This window comes from Rhizobium sp. LjRoot258 (assembly GCF_964254185.1).
In the GTDB taxonomy this organism is placed as follows: Bacteria; Pseudomonadota; Alphaproteobacteria; order Rhizobiales; family Rhizobiaceae; genus Rhizobium.
The window spans coordinates 2,841,699-2,861,850 of sequence record NZ_CAXUST020000001.1 but is presented as its reverse complement, the minus strand read 5'-3'; the positions used below and the strand labels follow the sequence as shown (position 1 = coordinate 2,861,850).

Here is a 20,152-nt window from a genome sequence, read left to right as displayed (position 1 = left end):
GCCAGGCATCCGAATGAACCGACTACATAGGAGGACGATATGTCAGCTCTATCATCATCGGTCACACGGCGTAGTTTGCTTGCATCTGCAGCAGTTGCCGGCGCCGTTCGTCTCCTGCCCGCGTCATTCGCCGCAGCGGGTGACGACAGCAATGCAATCCGCCCCTTCCAGTTTAAGGCCTCCGATGCGCAACTTGCCGATCTGCGCCAGCGCATCAACACGACCCGATGGCCGGAGCAGGAAACGGTGAACGACAGTTCGCAAGGCGTACAGTATGCGACGACCCAGAAACTCGCTCGCTACTGGGCAAACGAATATGATTGGCGCAAGGTCGAAGCGCAGCTGAATGCCCTGCCGCAGTTCATCACCACGATCGATGGGGTGGACATTCACTTCATTCACGTTCGTTCCAAGCATAAGGATGCACTGCCGCTCATCGTCACGCACGGATGGCCGGGCTCCATCATCGAGCAGTTGAAGATCATCGAGCCGTTGACGAACCCGACGGCGCATGGCGCGAAGGCGTCGGATGCCTTCCACCTGGTCATCCCGTCGATGCCCGGCTATGGCTTTTCAGGCAAGCCAACCACGACCGGCTGGGACCCGATCCGCATCGCCCATGCCTGGATCGAGTTGATGAAGCGGCTCGGCTATACGAAGTACGTGGCGCAGGGTGGCGATTGGGGGGATGCGGTCACCGAGCAGATGGCTCTGATTGCCCCGCCGGAACTGCTCGGCATCCATGTCAACATGCCGGCGACCGTTCCGGCTGATATCGCCGCAGCGCTGCAGCCCGGCGGTGCGCCGCCGAAGGGCCTTGCTCCCGACGAACAGCATGCCTACGATCAGCTGGACGATTTTTACAAGCACGGGCTGGGCTATGCGCTCGAAATGGCGAACCGTCCGCAGACGCTCTATGGGATCGCGGACTCGCCAGTCGGCCTGGCTGCATGGATGATCGACCACGATATCCGCAGCTACGAGATGATCGCACGCGTCTTCGATGGAAAGACCGAAGGTCTGACGCGGGACGATATCCTCGACAACATCACACTCTACTGGTTGACGAATACCGCCGTCTCGTCGGCGCGCCTCTATTGGGAAAACAAGCTGGCATTCTTTGCCGTCAAGAATGTCACCATCCCGGTCGCGGTGAGCGTCTTTCCGGATGAGATCTATGCGGCTCCGCGTAGCTGGACGCAGCGCGCCTATCCCAAGCTGATCCACTACAACAAGCTCGACAAGGGCGGGCACTTTGCTGCCTGGGAGCAGCCGAAAGCCTTCACCTCCGAACTCAGAGCTGCGTTCCATTCGCTGCGCTCGGCGTAGACACAATCGGGACGGCGCCATCGCGGCGCCATCCCGTTGGTGACAGTAACCTATCTGAAAAAGGTAAGGGGTTCCACCGGGACCCAAGGAGAACCAGGAATGCGTGATGTCCTGAAATTGCGGTTCGATCTCACTCCTCCCACGCCAGAACAGATGCAGCAGTTTGTGGCTGACCTCGGCGAAGAGGACCGCCATTTGCTGCTGGAGCATGGTGAGGAGGCGCCGTTCTGCGGCGTGTTCCTGAACGAGCGACGCGAGGGCCTCTACACCTGTCGCCTGTGCGGTCTTCCCCTGTTCAGGGCTGTTGCGAAATTTGAAAGCGGCACAGGCTGACCGAGCTTCACGGCTCCGGTCGCCAAGGGTCATCTACGGCATATTCGCGATACCCGCTACGGCATGGTCAGGACAGAGATCACTTGCGCGCGTTGCGGTGCGCACCAGGGCCACGTCTTTCCCGACGGCCCGCCTCCGACCGGTGAGCGCTTCTGCATCAATTCAGGATCGCTCGAGTTCACGCCAAAGGGGCAACCACTTCCTGACAAGCTCGGCCGCGGTCACCCAGAAGGCGAGCCTGCGAGTTGACTGTCGCGGCGGCACATTGGTCGCCACTGGCCTACCATGGCGGTAGCGGTAAGCTGCTACCGCCCCCAGACCACAGCTTCCTCGTGCCTCTTGATCAGGTGACGCAGGCTTTCGAATCCGGAGCGTATATGTTGCGCGAACTGATCGACCGCGGGCGATCGCGCCGAGTCCGCGCGCGTGAGAATTGCCAGCGCTCGCTCCGGATGCGGGATCGTCAGGGGGAGGGCGGTGATGGATTTTTCCTTGCGCAATGCAAAGACCACGCTGTGCGGCATGACGGTCAGGGCGTCGGCTGCCTTGAGATAGTTGATCACGCTCATCAGCGAGCCGCCGGAATAGCGGATTTTGATCTCGGTTGCGCCGAAGGAGAGCAGCAGGGCGCGAAGATCGGCGAGCAGCGGGCTGCCAGGCGGCGGGGCGACCCAGGGATAATCGAGAAGCTGGCTTGGCTGCGGCCGGCGCTTCAGCAGCAGCGGATGCGTGACGCGGCAAGCAATCACGTTGCGCCCCGGCAAGATCTGCTGGAATTCCAAACCGGAGCCTTCGTCGAGAATGTCGATCGGGCAGATCGCGAGGTCGATCTGGTCGGCCTTCAGCGCGGCCCGAAGATCAGGAAAGTAGCCGTAGCTTTGATCGATCCGAACGTCGGGACGTGTGACCTGAAACTCGGCGCACAACCCTGCGATCAGCGCATCCATGAAGAAGGGCGTGCCTCCGACGCGCACGACGCCGCTTTTGCCGACGCGGAAGCTTTCCACGAGATCCGAGGCTTTCCGGGACGCCGCCAGCATCACCAGCCCTTGCTCAGCCAGTGACAGGCCAAGCGACGTCGGCTGCAACGGTCTGCGTCCTTTGATGAACAATGGCTCGCCGAGACGCATTTCAAGCATCGACAGCGTGCGCGAGACGGCCGGCTGGGCGAGCCCGAGGAGGGCCGCTCCCTCGGTCACGCCGCCGGTCTTGACCACAGCGGCGAGTTGTATCAGGTGTCGTTCATCAATCTTCATAACGATCTGTTATATTAAACTTAAATCAAATCATCAATCAGCCGCTGCTGGCCTGCTACTTTACTCTGACCAACGATGCGAGTGCTTGGGAGGGACGCATGCCGCCGGCAGCCGATGCGCTTATTTTCAGTGAAGCCACTTCGTCGGACGTGTTTGCTGAGCGCATGCCCTCCGGCAAGGACGGCCAGTTGCCCCGCCTCATGGCGGCAGTCGCCAAGCACACGCATGAACTGATCAAGGAATTCCGGCCCACCCAGGATGATTGGCGCAGGGTGATCGCGTTTTTGACGGAAGTCGGCCATGCCTCCGATGAACGCCGTCAGGAGTGGGTGTTGCTCTCCGACCTGATTGGTGCGTCGGCCCTCGTGGAAGAGATCAATTCGCGGCGGCCGAAAGGCGCAACCCCCAACACCATCCGCGGCCCATTCTTTCGCAGTGATGTGCCGGAGCGCCCGCTGGGCAGCTCGATTTCGCTTGATGGTGTGGGAGAGCCGCTTTGCGTCTCGGCCCGGATCATCGATCTCGACGGGCAGCCGATCCCGTCGGCCGAGCTCATCACCTGGCAGGCCAATGCCCAGGGCCTCTATGAGAACCAGCAGCCGGATCTGCAGCCCGAGCACAACCTGCGTGGCCTTTTCCGCGCCGATGCCGATGGAAGCGTCAACTACCGCACGGTCATGCCGAAAGGATACAGCGTGCCCGACGACGGCCCGGTCGGACATTTGCTGGCAGCCGCGGGCTATCCCCTTCATCGGCCGGCGCATCTGCATTTTGTCGTCCGGGCTGGAGGTTACGAGACGATCACCACGCATGTCTATGACCAAAACGATCCGCATCTCCATGAGGACGCGTTGTTCGGCGTCAAACCTGAGCTGGTCCGGGACTTTCGCCCGGTCAGCGGAGACGTGCCGCAGATCAAGCAGGTCGATTTCGCCTTCGTGATGGTGCGGGCAAGACCGGAGAAAGCAAGATGAGCCTGTCCTTTCACTATGCCGGCAGCCCGGCCCATATCGTCTTCGGTGAAGGGGCTAGCCAAGAGGTGGCAAACTGGATCGCCAAGATCGGTTGCCGGAGAGCCTTGGTTCTTTCCACGCCACAGCAGAAGAGTGACGCGGAGGCACTGGCTGCGAAGATCGGGCCGCTGGCCGTCGGCGTGTTCAGTGGCGCCGTCATGCACACGCCTGTCGATGTCACCGAGACGGCAATGAAGCTGGTCGGGGACAGCGGAGCCGATTGCGTCGTGTCGCTCGGCGGCGGCTCGACGACGGGTCTCGGCAAGGCCATCGCTTATCGGACGAACTTGCCGCAGATCGTCATTCCAACGACTTACGCAGGCTCGGAGGTCACGCCGATCCTTGGTCAAACCGAGGGTGGTCGCAAGACGACGGTGAAAGATGCCAAGATCCTGCCCGAGGTGGTGATCTACGATGCCACGCTGACAACGGGCCTTCCGGTCGGCCTGTCTGTTACCTCGGGTCTGAACGCCATGGCCCATGCTGTCGAAGCGCTTTATGCGCAGGACCGCAACCCGATCTCGACCCTCATGGCTGTCGAAGGCTTGCGCGCCTTGCGGGCTGCACTTCCGGAAATCATCGCGACGCCGAGTGACCTCACGGCGCGGGCGGGCGGTCTCTACGGCGCCTGGCTTTGCGGCACAGTGCTCGGAGCGGTTGGCATGGCCCTGCATCACAAGATTTGCCACACGCTTGGCGGCACCTTCGACACACCGCATGCCGAGACGCATGCGATCATGCTGCCGCATACGGCTGCCTTTAACGCCGTGGCGGTGCCGGAGCTCCTTCAGCCTGTGGCAGAGATTTTCGGCGACTCGGTCGGCGGGGGGCTTTGGGACTTTGCAACGTCGATCGGCGCGCCGCGGGCGCTGCGTGATCTCGGCCTGGCGGAAGCCGACCTCGACAAGGCAAGCCAGATCGCCGTCGAGAACCCCTATTGGAATCCTCGATCGATCGATCGGCAATCGATCCGCGCATTGCTGCAGCAGGCCTGGGAGGGCCGCCGGCCGGAGAATTAGTCGTCACACAAGGGGGAATGGGAGGAGAATGAGATGACAACCAGACGCGAATTCCTGAAGCAGACGGCAGCCACCGGCGTGCTTGCTGCCACATCCGGGCTGGCTTTGCCGGCGCTGGCACAGAAAAGCTCGATCAAGCTCGGCTATGTCAGTCCGCAAACCGGACCGCTTGCCGCCTTCGGCGAGGCCGACAAGTTCGTGATAGAGACCTTTTTGGCGACGACCAAGAAGATGGGCCTCGATTATGAGGTTGTCGTCAAAGACAGCCAGTCCAATCCCAATCGTGCCGCCGAGGTGACCAAGGAACTGATCGTCACCGATGAGGTAAACCTGGTCCTCGTTTCCTCGACGCCCGAAACCACCAACCCGGTGTCGACGACCTGCGAAGCCGAAGAAATGCCTTGCATTTCCACGGTGGCGCCATGGCAGCCATGGTTCATCGGCCAGCAGGCAAATCCCGGCGACCCGACTTCCTGGAAACCATTCAACTTCGCCTATCACTTTTTCTGGGGGCTCGAGGACATCATTGCCGTCTTTACCGGCATGTGGGGCCAGGTCGAGACCAACAAGAAGGTCGGTGGACTGTTCCCCAACGACGGGGATGGCAACGCGTGGGGAGACAAGGTCGTGGGCTTCCCGCCGGTGCTCGAGAAGCTCGGCTATACGCTGACCGATCCAGGCCGCTTCCAGAATCTTTCGGATGATTTCTCCGCGCAGATCAACGCCTTCAAGCAGGCGAACGCCGAGATCGTCACCGGTGTCGTCATCCCACCGGATCTCACGACCTTCTGGAGCCAGGCGAAGCAGCAGGGCTTCAAGCCAAAGGTTGCCTCGGTGGGTAAGGCTCTGCTTTTCCCGCAAACGGTGGAATCGCTCGGCGATGCTGGCCACAATCTCTCGACCGAAGTCTGGTGGACGCCAAGCCACCCCTTCAAATCATCGCTGACGGGCGAGACTGCGGCGCAGGTCGCTGACGCCTTCACCAAGGCGACGGGCCGGCCCTGGACGCAGCCGATCGGATTTGCGCACGCGCTGTTCGAACTCGCGGTCGATGTCATGAAAAGAGCCGAGGATCCGAGTGACGGCGAGACGGTGGCCAAGGTCATTGGTGAAACGAAGCTTGATACGCTTGTTGGGCCGATCGCCTGGGGCGACGAGAAACTGCCGCCCTTTGCGCAAAAGAATGTCGCCAAGACGCCCCTTGTCGGAGGCCAGTGGCGGCTGAGGCAGGGTGGCAAGGGTTATGATCTCGTCATCGTCGAGAACGCCACGGCACCCAACATACCGACCGGGGGGAAAATGGAGCCGATCGCCTGAGCGCGTCAGCGCTCACGCGGCGAGCGGGGAGCCGTGGAGGCGGCTCCCTTCATGGGAGAGAGATGGATGCCAATATTGGAACTGGAAGGTGTTTCGAAAAAGTTCGGCGCGTTGACCGTCGCCGAACAGATTTCCTTTGCCGTCGAAGACGGCGAGGCACTCGGCATCATCGGCCCGAACGGTGCCGGCAAGTCGACGGTGTTCAATCTGATCAATGGCAACATCTCTTTAGACAGCGGCGCGATCCGTTTCAGAGGCTCCGACGTGACCAATACCCCGCCGATGGCGCGGTGCTTTGCCGGAATGGGCCGTACGTTCCAGATTCCGCAGCCCTTTGAGCAGCTCACCGTGTTCGAGAACCTGCTCGTGGCCGGATCGTTCGGTGCGCGAAAGCGGGAAGGGGAGGTTGCCGATCGCTGTGCAGAAATCCTCGTCGACACCGGTCTGATCGACAAAGCCAATGCAATGGCCGGCAGCCTCACGCTGCTGCAGCGCAAGCGGTTGGAACTGGCGCGCGCGATGGCAACCGATCCGAAACTCCTGCTGCTCGACGAGATCGCCGGCGGGCTGACGGAAGGCGAGTGCCGGGCGCTGGTGGCGACCATCCGCGGCCTGCACAGCAAAGGCATTACTGTGATCTGGATCGAGCATGTCCTGCATGCGCTGAACGCCGTGGTCGGTCGTCTGCTTGTCCTGCATTTCGGTCGCGTGATCGGCATCGGAAAGCCCGACGAGATCATGAACTCGAAGCAAGTTCGCGAAATCTACTTGGGGATCGACGTGTGATGCCACTTCTCGAAACCCACGCACTGACGGCTTCCTACGGTGACTTCCAGGCGCTGTTCGGCATCGATATCAGCCTTGAAGAGGGCGAGACGCTTTCGATCATCGGCGCGAATGGGGCCGGCAAGACGACGCTGATGCGGTCGCTGTCGGGCGTCCTCAAAAACGAGCCCGGTTCCATCAGTTATCGGGGAGAGGCGATCGGCGCGCTGGCCGCCCCCGATGTGATGTCGCGCGGGATTGCCATGGTGCCGGAGGGCCGGCGGCTGTTTCCATCGTTGACGGTCGAGGAGAACCTGTTGATTGGTTCCTATGGCCGCAAGGCCACGGGCCCCTGGACGCTCGAGAGCATCTATGCGCTGTTTCCGATCCTCAAGGAGCGTCGGCGAAACCCTGCCACGGCACTGTCCGGCGGCCAGCAGCAGATGGTGGCGATCGGCCGGGCGTTGATGTCGAACCCGGACGTGCTCCTTTGCGATGAGATCAGCCTTGGACTGGCGCCGGTCGTGGTGCGCGACATTTACGCTGCCTTTCCGCGAATCCGGGAAACCGGAGCGGCGATCATCATCGTTGAGCAGGACATCGCTCAGGCACTCAAGGTCTCCAATAGGGTCTATTGCATGATGGAGGGCCGCATCACGCTCTCCGGAATGCCATGCGACCTCGACCGCGATGCCATTCACAAGGCTTATTTCGGAGCAGATGGTCATGAACTGGCTTGATACGATAGCGCAGGGCATCTTGCTCGGCGGGCTTTATGCGCTTTTTGCCGCGGGACTCAGCCTGGTCTTCGGCATCATGCGGCTGGTCAACCTTGCGCATGGCGACCTGATCGTCTTCGCCGCCTTTCTGATCCTGTTGCTTGTTTCCCTGCTGGGGCTTCATCCCTTCGGTGCCGCGCTCATTGCAGCTCCTCTCATGTTCGCAGCCGGTTGGGTCCTTCAGTACCACTTGCTCAACCGCACGCTCGGAAAGGATATCCTGCCGCCTCTGCTCGTCACGTTCGGTCTTTCGATCGTCATCCAGAATGGCTTGCTGGAAGGCTTTACGGCCGACAGCCGTCGGATATCAACCGGCGCGCTCGAGACGGCCTCCGTTTCGCTGGGGCCGATCAATGTCGGTGTCATGCCGATGCTGACCTTTGGCTCAGCGATCCTCGCCATCGTTGGGCTGAACCAGTTGATCTATCGCACCTCGATCGGCCGCGCGTTTCGTGCCACATCCGACGATGTCACCACGGCAGGCCTGATGGGCATCCGGCCGCAACGCATTTTTGCCATGGCGACAGGCCTTGCCATGGTCGTGGTGACCATCGCGGCACTGTTCCTCGGAACGCGCGCCAATTTTGATCCGACGTCGGGCCCGGCGCGGCTGATCTATGCCTTCGAAGCCGTCATCATCGGCGGGCTGGGCTCACTTTGGGGAACGCTGGCCGGCGGCATCATACTTGGTGTCGCGCAGACGATCGGGGCGGCCGTCAATCCAGAATGGCAGATCCTCGCCGGGCATCTCGCGTTCCTTCTCGTCCTCCTGTTCAAGCCGCGCGGCCTTTTTCCGCGCGCAGTGGATTGAGCCGTCATGGAACAGTTGCTCGCACCAACCTTCAAAGTCGAGACCCGTACGGGCGCTTCCGCGGCATTCGCCGTCATGGCTGCCATCGCGGTGGTCCTCGCGTTCCTGGCGCCGCTTCTGGTGTCGCGCGGTGCGGTCCAGGACCTGTTCTTCATCCTCACCATGCTGGTGCTGGCGCAATGCTGGAACCTGCTTGCCGGATATGCCGGTCTGATTTCGGTCGGCCAGCAACTCTTCGTGGGCTGCGGGGCTTACGCCATGTTTGCTCTCGTCAGCCTGTCGAGGCTCGATCCTGTGGCGGCGGTGTTCGTCGCCGGCGTCTTTGCGGCGATCGTCGCCGTGCCGACGGCCTTTTTCACCTTCCGCCTTTACGGTCCCTATTTTGCCATTGGCACATGGGTCATCGCCGAGGTCGGTCGTCTCCTCTTTGCCCAGTGGAAGGCGCTTGGTGGCGGAACCGGCACATCGTTGCCGCGTGACGCCACGCGCGACATGATCGGCGTCGATCTGTTGAAATCCCTGTTCCGCATGAAATCGGCGGAGGCAGGCGATGCGCTGACCTATTGGCTCGCGCTGGTACTCGCCTTGGCCACGATCGGAGCCATCTACCGGTTGCTGCGATCGCGGCAGGGGCTCGGTCTTGCGGCTGTCCGGGACAATGAGCAGGCGGCACGCGCCGTCGGCGTCGATGCGCGGCGGATGAAGACCATGGTCTACCTCACCGCGGCATTTCTGACCGGCTGCTGTGGCGCGCTCATCTATGTCCAGAAGCAACGCATCTCGCCGGATGCCGCGTTCTCGGTGATCGACTGGACGGCCTACGTGATCTTCATCGTCGTCATCGGCGGCATCGGTACGGTCGAGGGGCCGATTGTCGGCGTCATCGTTTTCTTTCTGTTGCAGAACCTGCTTGCTGGCTATGGCTCCTGGTATCTCTTGATCCTCGGCCTGGTCGCCATCGTCACGATGCTGTTTGCGCCGCGCGGGCTTTGGGGCCTGTTTTCCGACCGCACCGGCATCCAGCTTTTTCCGGTTCGTCGAATCCTCACGGGCGGACCTGTCGGTCACAAGAAGATAGGAGAGCCAAATGGCTGATATCACAACGGACGTACTCATCATCGGAACCGGCCCTGCCGGATCTGCAACCGCTGCGCTGCTGTCGACTTACGGCGTCGAAAACATGGTGATCAATCGCTTCCGGTGGCTGGCCAATACACCGCGCGCCCATATCACCAATCAGCGCACGATGGAGGTGTTGCGCGATCTCGGTCGCGATGTCGAAGACGAAGCCTATATGTTCGCCGCCGAGCAGGATCTGATGGGTGAGAACGTCTTCTGCACTTCGCTGACGGGCGAAGAAATCGGCCGCATGAAGAGCTGGGGCAAGCATCCGCTGTCTCGCGCCGAGCACCAACTCTCCTCACCCAGCCTGATGAACGACCTGCCGCAGACCTTCATGGAGCCGCTGCTCTTCAAGGCCGCCTGCTCGCGTGGCACGCAGGCGCGCATGTCGACGGAGTACGTCAGCCATGAGCAGGATGCCGACGGCGTCACCACCACCTGTCTCGACCGGCTGACGGGCAAGGAATTTACCGTCCGGTCCAAGTTCCTGGTTGGCGCCGATGGCGGCAATTCGAGGGTGGCCGAACACGCGGGTCTTTCCTTCGAAGGCAAGATGGGTGTTGGCGGCTCGATGAACATCCTGTTCGAGGCCGATCTGTCGCGGCATGTCGCGCACCGCCCCTCCGTGCTTTACTGGGTGCTGCAGCCGGGCGCGGATGTCGGCGGCATCGGAATGGGCCTGGTGCGCATGGTCCGGCCCTGGCACGAATGGCTGATCGTCTGGGGCTACGACATCAACCAGCCGGCGCCTGACGTGACCGAGGATTTCGCCATCAAGGTGGTTCAAGACCTCGTCGGTGACCAGGAGCTCCAGCCGAAGATCAAGTCGGTCTCGACCTGGACCGTCAACAATATGTACGCAGTGGCGATGTCCAAAGGCCGTGTCTTCTGCATGGGAGATGCCACCCACCGGCATCCTCCGTCGAACGGACTTGGCTCCAACACGTCGATCCAGGACGCCTTCAATTTCGCATGGAAGCTGTCCATGGTGCTGAAGGGACAGGCCGGAATGGGTCTGCTTGATAGCTATAATGCCGAGCGTGCGCCGATCGCCAAGCAGATCGTGACGCGAGCCAACAAGTCGATCGAAGAATTCGGTCCAATCTTCAAGGCCCTCGGCCTTCTGGATTCCGTTGACCCGGTCAAGATGCAGGAAAACATGGACGCGCGCTGCAAGGATACTCCAGAGGCGGAGAGGCAGCGCAAGGCGATCCGGGAAGCGATCGCCTACAAGGTTTACGAGTTCGACGCGCATGGCGTCGAGATGAACCAGCGCTACAGGTCAAGTGCCGTCGTCACCGACGGCCGGCCAGAGCCGGCTTTCGCGAAGGACCCGGAACTTCACTACCAGCCGACGACATGGCCCGGCGCACGGCTGCCGCATTCTTGGCTGTTCAATCACGGTGGTGAGAAAGTCTCCACCCTCGACCTGACCGGCCACGGCGCCTTCACGGTTCTGACTGGTATCGGTGGTGATGGCTGGCTAGCGGCCGCCAGGGCGCTCGCAAAGGAGTTCAATATCCCGATCGCCACGCACATGATCGGACCTCGCCAGCAATGGCAGGACCTGGTTGGCGATTGGGCGAATGCGCGCGAGGTCCGGGATTCCGGCGCCATTCTCGTGCGGCCCGATCACCACGTCGCCTGGCGTGCAGATGCAATGGTTTCCAATCCGGAAGCCGAACTGCGCCGCGTCCTGAAATCCATCCTTCATAAGTGAGAGCGACATGGAAGCGCACAAGAAGGGCTTCTTCACGGAAGAAGATTCGGTCGCCGTGGTGACCGGCCGCAACGAGAACGCCAAGGATGAACGCCTGAAGCAGGTGATGGAAGTCGTCACCCGAAAGCTTCACGAAGCGGTAAAGGAAATTGAGCCGACGCAGGATGAGTGGATGAAGGCCATCTTGTTCCTGACGCAGACGGGGCAGATCTGCAACGAGTGGCGGCAGGAATTCATTCTCCTTTCCGATGTCCTCGGCGTTTCCATGCTGGTCGATGCGATCAACAATCGCAAACCCTCGGGTGCCTCGGAGAGCACGGTGCTTGGTCCGTTTCACGTTGCCGACGCACCGGAACTGCCGATGGGCGCGAACATCTGCCTTGACCAGAAGGGCGAGGACATGGCCATCGAAGGCAGGATCCTCGATACCGACGGACAGCCGATCACCGATGCGCTGATCGACGTCTGGCAGGCGAATGACGAGGGTTTCTATGATGTCCAGCAGAAGGGCATTCAGCCGGATTTCAACCTGCGGGGCGTCTTCCGCACCGGCCCGGATGGGCGCTACTGGTTCCGGGCGGTGAAACCCAAATATTATCCGATCCCGGATGACGGCCCGGTCGGGCAACTGCTGAAGGAACTGGGCCGCCATCCCTACCGGCCCGCGCATCTCCATTACATCATCAAGGCCGACGGCTTCGAAACACTGACCACCCATATCTTCGACCCCGATGATCCCTACATCAGTTCCGATGCAGTGTTCGGGGTAAAGGAGAGCCTGCTTGCCGAATTCCGCCGGTCGCGCGATCCCGAACGGTCGAAACAGTATCAATTCGCCGGCGATTTCTGGGACGTAAAGCACGACTTTGTCCTTGCCCGCGCGAACGATGCGTCCCGCGAGGGGTGATCACTCAGCCGATCGGTGGCAGCGTTAACCGATTATCAACGCTGCCGCACGACTCCGGCGACATTTGTTCGCAAATGGCGCGCGGGTCCGCCCAGAGATGATTGCGCTACGCGCAGGCCCGTCTATTTTGGCGCAGAGCGTTCAAGCGCAGGCAACCGGGGCAGGGATCATGAAAGCCGCCTTCCACACGACCTTGATGATCCTCGCAGCCTTGCTGCCGGCCGCGGCGGCCTGCGCATCGGACGGCTGGAATCCCGACGGCAGGGGTACGAGCACTTGGCAGGTGTCGCCATCGGAAGGCACCTGCAACGTCAGCCTAGCGAGGAACAGGGCCCGGCGTGCCGGCATCTACCGGACCGATCTGGTCTATCGCGACGAGAATGTTCTCACGTTGAGAGGATTGACCGGGTGGGGCGATCGCCGCGAAATCACCTTTGCCAACGTCCGAGGATGTCCCGAGGTCGGCCTTCAGAATCTGCAATAGGGACACGCTCGCACAGTGGTGTGATCTGGGTCGGCGATCTGTAACAAATATTTCGCTTCCGATGACCTACTCTAGCGTTCGCCGGGGCCTTTGCTTTGGCACCGCCCCTTTGGCGAAAGCCGCATCAAGGAGCGTTTAGGCAGCTGTCGAAGAGGGCTACAGGCGGAGCCGCCGGCGCTGGAGGATCATGAAACCGAAAATCCGAGCATGGAGGAAATCTCCAGTTCGGTCTGGGCTAACCTCGCCATCCCGCCGTCCGAGGATGGGCGATGACGGGGCGCAGAAGGCCGCAGCCACAAGACGAGGCCAGAGCAAGGCGAAGCTCTGTCTTGAGGGTAGGCTGGCTCTCGCAATACGCGAAATGACGCTCGACGAAAGCTCAGGTTCACGATCGTAATCTTGACAGCAATAGTTATACTAAGCTTCGCTCCGTTTGGCGGAAATACGACGTGCGCGGCGACAATCAAGGTGGGACTCATCCTGATCGTCGCCCTATAGCGACGGGAGATCGACCTGCACCCCCATGCCTTGGATCAGACGGAATAATGCCTATGCGCTGTATATTTCTTATTGCCGTCTGGTTCGTTGCGCCAGCCTTAGCGTTTGCTGATATGAATTTAACCAAGCCGTCTGTCTGGATTGAGTACAAAGAAGAGATAGCTCAACTGAGCTCTGGCCTAAAACCTTCAATGGTTCCTATTGGTGGGCGTTTCATTTGTTCACGCGACGAGGACGAAGACCGAATGGTTGCGTTGCTCATAAAAGAGGGGTTAGTCGTATCCGATAGCGGACAATGCGAGATTGTCGCATACAAATCAGTCTCAACTGATCAACCGGCTGTCCGCGAAGCAATTGTGTACATGCGCCAACTGGGAGACCAACTAGGCTATCGTCTCATTTCAGTTGAATCCGGTGACTTCGAAAGTGGGAACGCCACCATTCTCGCCAGTGAGGACGGATACATACCGTGGTGGCAAACAAAAAGTGATAATTTCAAGCCGATCGATCAGTTTGTGCGAAGCACGATGTCACGAGCAGATCTCGATGCCGAGTCCGTTGAGGTCATTGGCCTTTATCTGGATAATCGAGAATATGAAATGGCTTTCGAGGGTCTGTTTTTAGAGCTTATCAAGTCTGGAAAAACGATCAAACTAAACGCCAGTGAATGCATGGGCATGGCACGGCAGCTAAAACTCGATAAAGAAACGGTATTTGACTACCAGTTCTGGTCAAAGTTTGAAGCGTACCTTCACGATATGGCCAAGTGATGCATCTAGAGCAATGTCCTGCCTGATTGAATCGCGACGGGTTTTCAAATCAGTGGCGAGCAGGTTCAACATCCATGCTGGTGAAGGAGGCCGGCATGGATGGCCAGTCTAGGGATCCCGGGACCGCTCTTGCGTGACCTGCCATAGGGGTCCCCAGGCTGAGTCGAACGGCGTATGCTACCGTAAGATACGTTGGGCAGGTGGCCGGTAGCTGTTATGCTGCATGCGCTAAGAAGCGCGTGGCTGACTGTGTGGCTATTCATTCACAGAGCGGACGCAGATCGAGAATATCATCCGAGCATAAGTCTTTGATCTCTCGCTGAGAGGGTGAACGAGGAGATTTGGCATGCGGTATCCTTCCTATCTTCCGACGGCTGATTTCGCTGCCCAATTTGGTCCTTTCGGCTTCTTCTTCGACTATGCCTTGGATGCCGCCCAGCGTAGCGTGCTGTTCTGGGATGTCATGCGCAAGCGCGGCAACCAGTATCGGGCGCATGCCGAAGCAACCGCGCCGCATGTGCTGAGCTTCACACCCGAGGTCGTGCTCGACGGACGCATGCTCGAGAGACCCGTCAACTACGCGCTAGTCCGGATCGTCCCGCCTGCCGGAATAGAGATTGACCAGACACGCCGACCCTTCGTTGTCGTCGATCCGAGGGCCGGGCACGGGCCGGGTATCGGCGGGTTCAAGGCGGATAGCGAAATAGGCGTCGCTCTGAGAACCGGGCATCCATGCTATTTCATTGGCTTCCTTCCGCAGCCCGTTCCGGGCCAGACGATCGAAGACATTGCGCGTGCCGAAGCGATGTTTCTGGAGAAGGTCATTTCGCTGCATCCGCAGGCGGACGCCAAGCCCTGCGTAATCGGAAATTGTCAGGCGGGCTGGGCCGTCATGATGCTCGCTGCCATGCGCCCGGAATTGTTTGGATCGATCATCATTGCCGGTGCGCCGCTTTCCTACTGGGCGGGTGAGCGCGGCAAGTATCCGATGCGCTACACAGGTGGACTCCTGGGTGGCAGCTGGCTCACCGCTCTCACGAGCGACCTTGGCCACGGAACCTTCGACGGCGCCTGGCTGGTGCAGAATTTCGAGAACCAGAACCCGGCCAATACGCTCTGGACCAAGCAATATAACCTCTACTCGAAGATCGATAACGAGGTGCCACGTTATCTGGGCTTCGAGGAATGGTGGGGCGGGCACGTCAGCCTGAACGGCGAAGAAATCCAGTTCATCGTCGACGAGCTCTTCGTCGGCAACAATCTTGCGGCCGGCCGGATCGAGACATCGAAGGGCGAGGCGATCGATTTGCGCAACATTCGCGCGCCGATCGTCGTCTTCTGCTCGAAGGGAGACAACATCACGCCTCCCGCGCAGGCGCTCGGTTGGATACTGGATCTGTATGATGACGTGAACGAGATCCGCTCGCACGGGCAGACCATCGTCTACACCGTGCACGAAACGATCGGCCATCTCGGCATCTTCGTGTCCGCGAGCGTCGCGCGCAAGGAGCACGGGGAATTCTCCAGCAATATCGACCTGATCGACGCGTTGCCGCCTGGTCTCTATGAGGCGACCTTTGAGGCAAGGACCGATGAGACCATTGGCGGGGATCTCGTAGAGGGTGATTGGATCATGCGCTGCGAGGCAAGAACGCTCGAAGACATCCGTGCGCTGGGCTGCAATGGCGCCGAGGACGACCGCCGCTTTGCAACTGTCGCTAGGGTCTCGGATATCAACCTGTCCCTTTACCAAACTTTCATCCAGCCATTCGTGCGGGCGATGGTGCCGGAATGGGCGGCCAACCAGTTACGTGAGAGCCATCCGCTCCGGATGCAGTATGAGCTGCTTTCCGACCGCAATCCCTTGATGGCGCCGATCGCGGATCTTGCCGTCGATGTGGCGGACGAACGGCGCCCCGTTGCTGCTGACAATCCCTTCCTGGCGTTGGAACAGGCATTTTCTCGGCAGATTGTTGCGGGACTGGATGCATGGCGTGAAGGAATGGAGGCCCTGAGCGAGGCGACCTTCCTCTCCGTCTACGGGTCTCCGTTCCTGCAGGCGGCAGTCGGCATTGATCCGTCGAACACAAAGCCGCACAGGCGGGCAAGCAAGACCGCATTGCATGCGCAGTCCCTCAAGGCGAGGATCGAGGAACTCAAGGCGCGAATGGGTAGCGGGGGACTTCGGGAAGGCCTGGCACGCAGCCTGCTCTACGTTGCCATGGCGAACGGTGCAGCCGATGAGCGTGGATTTGCTGCCATCCGCCGGATGCGGCGCACTGAGGATGGAATGCCGGCAATGACGCTGGCGGAGTTCAAGGCGTTGATCCGCGATCAGTTCCTCATGCTGGTGATCGATGAAGAGGGTGCCGTCGATGCAATCCCTTCCCTGTTGCCGGCGGATGAGGGCGTCCGTCGCCAAGCATTGTCCTCTCTCCAACAGGTTTTGAGCGCGCGTGGCCCACTCTCTGAAGACGCCGAACAGCGTTGGGAGAGGATCATCGGGCTCTTCGATCTTTCCGGAGAGCCGCTTGCCGGCCCCGTATCGCCGCCGAAGCCCATGCCGTTCAAGGCTGTCAGGCGCGCAAACTAGCCGAAGGTTGCCTAAAACGTCGAGGACTTGCACTCGTCTTTCAACACGGAGCACGTGCAGATGTCGGATTTGGACAGGATTGAGGAAGAGCCCGGTCGCCATCGGAAATATGAGCGGCTGATCGCAGAGGCAAAACAAGTCCCGCAGATGCGAACGGTCGTCGTCCACCCTTGCGATGAGACATCCCTGCGCGGAGCTGTCGAGGCGGCCGAGGTTGGGCTGATGCGACCGATCCTTGTCGGGCCGAAAGAAAAGGTGGGTGCGGTCGCCAAATCGCACGACCTCGATATCTCGCCGTTTGAATTGGTCGACACGCCCCACAGCGATGCAGCGGCAGCCAAAGCCGTGGAGATCATCCGCCAAGGCGGTGCGGACCTGCTGATGAAGGGAAGCTTGCACACGGATGAGCTCATGCGGGCCGTGACCTCGTCGACCACGGGGCTTCGCACGGCACGCAGGATCAGCCATGTCTTTGTGATGGATGTGCCGAACTATTCGGAAACGCTTTTCATCACCGATGCCGCAATCAACATTGCGCCGGATCTCGATGCCAAGCGGGACATCGTTCAGAACGCAATCGATCTTTTCACACAGGTCGGCCTAGGTGTGCCGCGGGTGGCAATCCTTTCGGCTGTCGAGACGGTCACGTCGAAAATACCGTCGACTATCGACGCCGCGGCCCTTTGCAAGATGGCCGAGCGTGGTCAGATCACGGGCGGCGTTCTCGAAGGCCCGCTTGCCTTCGACAACGCCATCGATCCGGAGGCGGCCCGGATAAAGGGGATCCAGTCGCCGGTTGCCGGCCGAGCCCAGATCCTCGTCGTTCCCAATCTCGAGGCTGGCAACATGCTGGCGAAGAACTTGACGTTTCTGGCACGGGCGGATGCGGCTGGTATCGTCCTTGGGGCGCGTGTGCCGATCATCCTGACATCGCGGGCTGATTCAGTGCGGGCGCGCCTTGCTTCCTGCGCTGTCGCAGTCCTGCTCGCCGATGCGCGCCGTCGCACGGCGCCGATACAGGGCGGTTGACGCCATGGACACCATCCTCATTGTGAATGCCGGTTCGTCCAGCCTGAAGTTCGAAGTGTTTTCGGTGGCGAATTCACTGGCCCGGCTGGTCAAGGGACGGATGGAGGGGATCGGCACTGCGCCGCACCTAACCATCAAGAGCAGTGACGGAGAGCGACTGGCAAACGAAAACTACCCACCCGAAGCCGTTCCCGACCTGCCGGAGGCGATGCGCCTGGTCGGGGAATGGCTGCGGCAGCGGCAGCAGGGCCGGCTGATTGCCGTCGGCCACCGGGTCGTCCATGGTGGTCCCAACCATTCCCGCCCGGCGCGCGTCAATGCGGAGTTGCTTCGCGAACTGGAGCAGTACGCGCCGCTGGCGCCTTTGCATCAGCCCAACAATCTCGCGCCGATCCGCGTGCTGATGGAGCGCCAGCCGCAGCTTGCGCAGGTCGCCTGCTTCGACACCGCCTTTCATCGCGGCCATGACCCCATGACGGACCACTATGCCATTCCAGCATGTTATTTCGATGAGGGCGTCCGGCGTTATGGCTTTCACGGGCTGTCCTACGAATATGTGGCCGGAAAGCTGACCGAGATCGCACCCGGTCTCGGCAGCGGACGGGTTATCGTTGCGCATCTTGGAAGCGGCGCATCGATGTGCGCGCTGTATCAAGGCCTGAGCGTCGAGAGCACGCTCGGATTTACCGCTCTCGACGGTCTTACGATGGGCACGCGATGCGGACAGATCGATCCAGGTGTGCTTCTCTATCTCCTCCAGCAGCATGGCATGACGGCACCGCAACTGCAGGACCTTCTCTACAAGGAATCGGGCCTCAAGGGGCTTTCCGGCATCAGCAACGACGTGCGCGATCTGCTTGCCAGTAACGACGCCGGCGCAAGGCTCGCGCTCGACCATTTCGTGCATCGCATCAGCCTGAATGCAGGCGCGCTTGCTGCCGCCCTCGGTGGACTGGACGCCTTCGTGTTCACGGCTGGCGTTGGCGAAAATTCGGCAGTCATGCGGGCCCGGATTGCCAAGAAGCTTGGCTGGCTTGGAGCGTCCCTCGACCCGGAGCGAAACGAGGCCGGCGACCTGCTCGTCTCGAGCGACGACAGCAAGGTCGCCATCTATGTCGTGCCGACCGACGAGGAACTGATGATCGCGCGTCATACGCTGGCGCTTATCACGGCGTAGCGAGATCACGCGCCACACCGCAGGTTTTAAGAGGGTTGCTATGATTCCCGAGGTAAAGGCCAAGCTTCTCGAAGGAAAACGCGGACTGGTGGTCGGCATTGCCAACGACCAGTCGATCGCATGGGGCTGTGCCAGGGCATTCCGCGCCTTGGGCGCGGAGCTGGCGGTGACCTATCTCAATGACAAGGCGAGGCCCTACGTCGCGCCATTGGCTGAAGCGCTGGAAGCACCCATAGTCATGCCGCTCGACGTCGCGGTGCCCGGACAGTTGGAGGCCGTGTTCGACCGCATCACCGAGCAATGGGGCGAGCTCGATTTCGTCGTGCATTCGATCGCCTTCTCGCCGAAGGATACGCTGCAGGGGCGTGTCGTCGATGTGCCCAGCGACGGGTTCCTGAAGACAATGGACATTTCCTGCTGGTCGTTCATTCGTATGGCACATCTCGCCGAACCGCTCATGAAACGCGGCGGTACACTGTTCACCATGACCTACTATGGCAGCCAGATGGTGGTGAAGAACTACAATGTCATGGGGGTGGCCAAGGCGGCGCTGGAAAGCGCCGTTCGCTACATCGCAGCCGAACTCGGACCCAAGGGCATCCGCGTTCATGCGATCTCGCCGGGCCCGCTGGCAACGCGGGCAGCCTCGGGTATTCCCGAGTTCGACGAACTCCTGAACAAGGCCCAGGAAACCGCCCCGGCGCGCAGCCTCGTGTCGATTGACGATGTCGGCATGGCGACTGCCTTCTTGGCGCATGACGCGGCGCGATTGATGACGGGCGATACCATCTACATCGACGGCGGCTACCACATCATAGATTGATCCGACACGAGATGGCGCCATCGGAAGTGTCGTCGATATACAAGCCGAACCCGTCGCTCACAGTGCGAGCGACGGGTTCGGCAGAGGTCTTGGACAGCGTCAGGATTTAGCCTCGGCGCGCTGTTTGCGGTATTGCACGGTCGGCAGGCCGCCCCAGCCCCAATTGTCGAGATCGACTTCTTCGATCACCACATAGGTCGATTCGAACGGCTTGTTGAGGACGTCGAGCAGAACCTGGCTGACGCCCTTGATGATTGCGGCCTTCTCTTCGGCCGTGACCGAATTGCGGTCAGGCGTGGTTCCTTCGCGGGTAACTTGTACAGTGACGATAGGCATTTCCGTCTCCAATGAAAGAGGGTTGGTTGCGTCATTGACGGCAGCCGCGCTGTTGCAGCGCAGCTGCTCCA

18 protein-coding genes and 1 pseudogene are annotated in these 20,152 nt (G+C 60.6%); 17 read left to right on the top strand and 2 right to left on the bottom strand.

The window, feature by feature from the left end:
• Positions 1 to 39 precede the first annotated feature (39 nt).
• Both ACSQ9D_RS14125 and msrB read left to right on the top strand, forming a co-directional pair.
• Positions 40 to 1,329 (top strand): epoxide hydrolase family protein, encoded by a 1,290-nt coding sequence (locus tag ACSQ9D_RS14125; protein WP_436282744.1) that lies wholly within the window; start codon positions 40 to 42, stop codon positions 1,327 to 1,329.
• 99 nt (positions 1,330 to 1,428) lie between these two features.
• Positions 1,429 to 1,911, top strand: a pseudogene (gene msrB / locus ACSQ9D_RS14120) (peptide-methionine (R)-S-oxide reductase MsrB).
• Between the two features lie 56 nt (positions 1,912 to 1,967).
• Here the strand turns inward: msrB and ACSQ9D_RS14115 are convergent.
• Positions 1,968 to 2,918 (bottom strand): LysR family transcriptional regulator, encoded by a 951-nt coding sequence (locus ACSQ9D_RS14115; RefSeq protein WP_436282743.1) that lies wholly within the window; start codon positions 2,916 to 2,918, stop codon positions 1,968 to 1,970.
• Between the two features lie 98 nt (positions 2,919 to 3,016).
• Between ACSQ9D_RS14115 and ACSQ9D_RS14110 the strand changes: the two genes are divergently transcribed.
• The 15 genes from ACSQ9D_RS14110 (at position 3,017) to fabI (ending at position 19,745) form a co-directional block, all read left to right on the top strand.
• Entirely contained in the window at positions 3,017 to 3,892 is an 876-nt protein-coding gene (locus ACSQ9D_RS14110; RefSeq protein ID WP_436282742.1) for a dioxygenase, read from the top strand.
• Positions 3,889 to 4,950: a maleylacetate reductase gene (locus ACSQ9D_RS14105; RefSeq protein ID WP_436282741.1), complete on the top strand. Its 1,062-nt coding sequence runs from the start codon at positions 3,889 to 3,891 to the stop codon at positions 4,948 to 4,950. Before ACSQ9D_RS14110 ends, ACSQ9D_RS14105 begins: the two co-directional genes overlap by 4 nt.
• Positions 4,951 to 4,983: 33 nt before the next feature.
• Complete coding sequence (locus tag ACSQ9D_RS14100) at positions 4,984 to 6,267, top strand: ABC transporter substrate-binding protein (RefSeq protein ID WP_436282740.1); 1,284 nt, start codon at positions 4,984 to 4,986, stop codon at positions 6,265 to 6,267.
• A gap of 66 nt (positions 6,268 to 6,333) precedes the next feature.
• Positions 6,334 to 7,053, top strand: a complete 720-nt coding sequence (locus ACSQ9D_RS14095) for an ABC transporter ATP-binding protein (protein ID WP_436282739.1) — start codon at positions 6,334 to 6,336, stop codon at positions 7,051 to 7,053.
• Positions 7,053 to 7,772 (top strand): ABC transporter ATP-binding protein, encoded by a 720-nt coding sequence (locus tag ACSQ9D_RS14090; protein WP_436282738.1) that lies wholly within the window; start codon positions 7,053 to 7,055, stop codon positions 7,770 to 7,772. Before ACSQ9D_RS14095 ends, ACSQ9D_RS14090 begins: the two co-directional genes overlap by 1 nt.
• On the top strand, positions 7,759 to 8,622 hold the full coding sequence (locus tag ACSQ9D_RS14085; RefSeq protein ID WP_436282737.1) for a branched-chain amino acid ABC transporter permease: 864 nt from the start codon (positions 7,759 to 7,761) through the stop codon (positions 8,620 to 8,622). The genes ACSQ9D_RS14090 and ACSQ9D_RS14085 overlap by 14 nt, the downstream gene beginning before the upstream one ends.
• 6 nt (positions 8,623 to 8,628) lie before the next feature.
• Positions 8,629 to 9,717, top strand: a complete 1,089-nt coding sequence (locus tag ACSQ9D_RS14080; RefSeq protein ID WP_436282736.1) for a branched-chain amino acid ABC transporter permease — start codon at positions 8,629 to 8,631, stop codon at positions 9,715 to 9,717.
• A complete protein-coding gene (locus tag ACSQ9D_RS14075) occupies positions 9,710 to 11,464 on the top strand; it encodes an FAD-dependent oxidoreductase (protein ID WP_436282735.1) in 1,755 nt (584 codons plus the stop codon). The genes ACSQ9D_RS14080 and ACSQ9D_RS14075 overlap by 8 nt, the downstream gene beginning before the upstream one ends.
• Positions 11,465 to 11,471: 7 nt before the next feature.
• Positions 11,472 to 12,371 (top strand): intradiol ring-cleavage dioxygenase, encoded by a 900-nt coding sequence (locus ACSQ9D_RS14070; RefSeq protein ID WP_436282734.1) that lies wholly within the window; start codon positions 11,472 to 11,474, stop codon positions 12,369 to 12,371.
• A gap of 169 nt (positions 12,372 to 12,540) precedes the next feature.
• Positions 12,541 to 12,855 carry a hypothetical protein gene (locus ACSQ9D_RS14065; protein ID WP_037120809.1) on the top strand — a complete coding sequence of 105 codons (315 nt, stop codon included), beginning with the start codon at positions 12,541 to 12,543 and terminating at the stop codon, positions 12,853 to 12,855.
• Between the two features lie 551 nt (positions 12,856 to 13,406).
• Complete coding sequence (locus tag ACSQ9D_RS14060; protein WP_436282733.1) at positions 13,407 to 14,123, top strand: hypothetical protein; 717 nt, start codon at positions 13,407 to 13,409, stop codon at positions 14,121 to 14,123.
• Positions 14,124 to 14,469: 346 nt separating this feature from the next.
• Positions 14,470 to 16,716 carry a DUF3141 domain-containing protein gene (locus ACSQ9D_RS14055; RefSeq protein WP_436282732.1) on the top strand — a complete coding sequence of 749 codons (2,247 nt, stop codon included), beginning with the start codon at positions 14,470 to 14,472 and terminating at the stop codon, positions 16,714 to 16,716.
• Between the two features lie 60 nt (positions 16,717 to 16,776).
• A complete protein-coding gene (locus ACSQ9D_RS14050) occupies positions 16,777 to 17,745 on the top strand; it encodes a phosphate acetyltransferase (RefSeq protein ID WP_436282731.1) in 969 nt (322 codons plus the stop codon).
• A gap of 4 nt (positions 17,746 to 17,749) precedes the next feature.
• The gene (locus ACSQ9D_RS14045; RefSeq protein WP_436282730.1) at positions 17,750 to 18,922 is read left to right on the top strand and encodes an acetate/propionate family kinase; all 1,173 of its coding nucleotides are present in this window, start codon (positions 17,750 to 17,752) and stop codon (positions 18,920 to 18,922) included.
• A gap of 40 nt (positions 18,923 to 18,962) precedes the next feature.
• Entirely contained in the window at positions 18,963 to 19,745 is a 783-nt protein-coding gene (fabI, locus tag ACSQ9D_RS14040) for an enoyl-ACP reductase FabI (RefSeq protein WP_436282729.1), read from the top strand.
• A gap of 99 nt (positions 19,746 to 19,844) precedes the next feature.
• Here the strand turns inward: fabI and ACSQ9D_RS14035 are convergent, their stop codons facing one another.
• Positions 19,845 to 20,081: a tautomerase family protein gene (locus tag ACSQ9D_RS14035; RefSeq protein ID WP_436282728.1), complete on the bottom strand. Its 237-nt coding sequence runs from the start codon at positions 20,079 to 20,081 to the stop codon at positions 19,845 to 19,847.
• Positions 20,082 to 20,152: the final 71 nt, after the last annotated feature.